This is a genomic window from Stenotrophomonas sp. 05L44_2 (genome assembly GCF_056665995.1).
Window position 1 is genome coordinate 1 of sequence record NZ_JBFTNR010000496.1, and the last position, 3212, is coordinate 3212.

Sequence of the window (3212 nt, forward strand, 5' to 3'; positions counted from 1 at the left end):
GCAGCTGGCTGCGCTGGTGCAGGAAGTCGAATACCGATTCCACCGTCACCACCGAGTAGTTGCCGGAAATGCGTTCGCTGGCCGGATGGTCGGTGGTGGTGGCGTTGGCCACGAACAAGCGCGCACCCACGCGCTTGCCCAGGCCGATATGCAGCACGCTGGGCTGGTACTTCTGCGCGCGCAGCCATTGCTGTGCCTGTTCGCGCTTGACGATGACCGGGCCCCCTTCGGCCTGCGCCATCGCTGCGGCCAGCACTTCCAGGATCCACTGGTTGGAATTCTGGAAGTCGGTCGCGAACGGATAGGCCACCACGTTGTAGTTCGATTCGTGCAGCGCCTTGGGCTGGATCGCCGGCGCTGCCAGCATCCGCTTCAGTGCAGCCTGCAACGCCGGGGGCGGCACGCCGATGCGCAGATCAGTATGGGTGCCGCTTTCACCGACGAAATTGCCCAGGCCCTCGCGGTACAGCTGCGAGCTGTCGGTCTTGCAGCGGTTGAGCAGGTGCATCGCACGCCAGCGGCCGTCGTCCTCGCGCAGCAGGAAGGCCAGGTGGCTGTGGCGCAGGCCGTAGCGGCTCAGGTCCTGGCCGCCACGCGCGGCGATCACCACGTCCACGTCGGGCAGCGCGTCCAGGCGCTCGGCCGTGGTCCACGCCACATCGAACATCGCCGCCTGCGCGGCCACGCTGGGGTAGCGCTCGCGGCAGGTGCCGCTGTCGGCCCATGCCGGCACGGTGGCCAGCAGGCCCATCGACAGCAGCAGGGCGCAGCGCAGGCGATGCAGACGTTCCATGTGAACCGCTCCAGACGCGGGCAGGCCCGCGCGCCGATCATACCCGCATCGCTGGAATCAGCGCTCCACAGGGGGTGAGGTAGTGCCGGCCGCTGGCCGGCATCCGCATATACGTCGCCGAAGATCATGAGTTGCCGGCCAGCGGCCGGCACTACCGTGATGCCAGGCGCGCTTTGACCTCGGCGGCAATCCGCGTGGTTTCGCGCAGCGGTTCGATGCGGTCGTACTGCCAGTCCAGCCAACGCGGCTGCAGGCGCCCGCGCTCGCGCAGCTGCTGCTGGAAGCGTGCCAGCCGTCCCTGTGCGGTATCGGCCAGGGCCACCATCACCGGCATGCGGGTGGCGCTGGCCTCGGACAACAGGTTCACCGAATCGGGCGACACCACCACCCGGTTGGCCCAGCCGAGCAGGCCGGCATACGGGTTCACGCCATCGCCGCCATCGCCCCAGATCACATGCGGCAGATCGGCGAACTTCGCGCGCAGGATCTCGGCCAATGCTGGCGGCGTGCGTCGCGACGTCGTCGCCAGCAGGCTGCCGCCCTCGCTGCGGATCTGATCGGCCAGTGCCTGGAATACATGCACCATCGCGGTTTCGTCCCACGGCGCCAGCGGCGTCGGGCCGCCCACCAGCAGCGCGGTGCGCGGGCCGGGCAGGGTGCTGAAGCTGGCGAACGCCGCGCGGCCCCAGGCCAGCCAGTCATCGTCCACCGGGTTCAGGCTGCCGATCAGGGTCAGCACGTTGCTGCCGCGCAGCGCGTCATGTTCGGGCACCACCACCACGTCCCAGTGGCGGGAACCGATGCGCGGGTCGAGGATCTGCACCACTTGGCTGCCGCGCGCACGCAGTACGCGCAGCGCGCCGGCGGCCTGGCGACCACAGCCGATCGCCAGCGCGGGCGCATCGGCGGCGAGGGTTGCCAGGGCTTGGCCGTAGCCGTGCACATCACCGGGCAAGCGCCGCGGTGCCAGCCAGCGCCATGGCGCCCGGGGCTGCAGGATCAGGGGGCGGTGGGTGCCTTGGCGCAGCGCCGAGGCCAGCGCGACCGCCTGCCGGACATTGCCGGCACGGCCGTCGGTGACCGTCCAAGGCGCGCTCGATCGTTTCACCATTGGCATTAATTCGTTTCAGCCCTGCTGGGTGTTGCAACAGTCGCGACACTCTACACTGCGGATCGACGTTTCGCCCCGCGCCGCCCGCGGGCACAGACCTTAGCCGCCCTGGAGATCCACCGATGTCCCACGCGCTCGACGCTGCTGCACTGGACCAGTTGTTCCGCACTGCCCGTACCCAGAACGCCTTCCTCGACAAGCCGGTCGAAGACGCCCAGCTGCACGCCCTGTACGACCTGSTGAAGTGGGGCCCGACCGCCGCCAACGGCAGCCCGGCGCGCTTCGTSTTCGTGAAGTCGGCCGAAGCCAAGGCCAAGCTGGCCCCGGCCCTGTCCGAAGGCAACCACAACAAGACCCTGGCTGCCCCGGTCACCGTCATCGTGGCCTTCGACCAGGACTTCCACGAGAAGCTGCCGTACCTGTTCCCGCACACCGACGCCAAGGCCTGGTTCGACGGCCCGCGCGAAGGCCGCCATGAAGGCGCGTTCCGCAACGGCAGCCTGCAGGGCGCTTACCTGATCCTGGCCGCACGCGCGCTGGGCCTGGATGCCGGCCCGATGTCCGGCTTCGACAACGCCAAGGTCGATGAAGCCTTCTTCGCCGGCACCAGCATCAAGTCGAATTTCCTGGTCAACCTGGGGTACGGTGACGATTCGGGCCTGTTCCCCCGTCTGCCGCGTCTGTCCTTCGACGAAGCGGCGCGCATCGCGTAAGTCGCTGTATCGGTTTCGGGCCCGCCCGCCGTGGCGGGCCATTGCTGCACTGTGTTCCCACCCTACGATCCGGAGAGTTCCTGAGATGAGCGCCACCCGTAAACTGCTGCTGCCGCTGGCCCTGACCCTGGCCATCGCCGCCTGCTCCAAGCCGGCCGACACCGCCGCCCCGGCAGCCGATGCTGCTGCCCCGGCCGCCACCGAACAGGCTGCCACCACCCCGGCCGCCGATGCCGCTGCTGCCGCCCCGGCCGCTGCCGCCATCACCATCGCCTCGGGCACCTACAAGCTCGACCCTACCCACACCGACGTGCTGGCGCAGTGGAGCCACTTCGGCTTCTCCAACCCGAGCGCGCACTTCGGCAACGCCGAAGGCACCCTGGTGTACGACGCCACCGACGTCACCAAGTCCACCGTGGAAGTGAAGCTGCCGCTGAGCGGCCTGAACAGCTTCACCGCCAAGTTCGACGAGCACCTGAAGAGCGCCGATTTCTTCGACGCTGCCAAGTTCCCGGCTGCCAGCTTCAAGAGCACCAAGGTTGAATCGGCCGGCACCAACAAGCTGACCGTCACCGGCGACCTGACCATCAAGGAC

The 3212-nt window shown here is 68.6% G+C and carries 4 protein-coding genes; 2 read left to right on the forward strand and 2 right to left on the reverse strand.

The window, feature by feature from the left end; translation table 11 throughout:
• The coding region (locus AC1VAN_RS16355) for a DUF2145 domain-containing protein (protein WP_480986204.1) at nucleotides 1–793 on the reverse strand (793 nt) is incomplete at its 3' end.
• A 151-nt stretch (nucleotides 794–944) separates the two neighbouring features.
• Complete coding sequence (locus AC1VAN_RS16360; protein ID WP_442252346.1) at nucleotides 945–1904, reverse strand: mitochondrial fission ELM1 family protein; 960 nt, start codon at nucleotides 1902–1904, stop codon at nucleotides 945–947.
• Nucleotides 1905–2026: 122 nt separating this feature from the next.
• Here AC1VAN_RS16360 and AC1VAN_RS16365 point away from each other — a divergent pair, with 122 nt between their 5' ends.
• Together AC1VAN_RS16365 and AC1VAN_RS16370 are read left to right on the forward strand one after the other, a co-directional pair.
• The gene (locus AC1VAN_RS16365; RefSeq protein WP_480986205.1) at nucleotides 2027–2617 is read left to right on the forward strand and encodes a malonic semialdehyde reductase; all 591 of its coding nucleotides are present in this window, start codon (nucleotides 2027–2029) and stop codon (nucleotides 2615–2617) included.
• Nucleotides 2618–2702: 85 nt separating this feature from the next.
• Nucleotides 2703–3212: YceI family protein (locus AC1VAN_RS16370; RefSeq protein ID WP_480986206.1), on the forward strand; the 510-nt coding region annotated here is incomplete at its 3' end.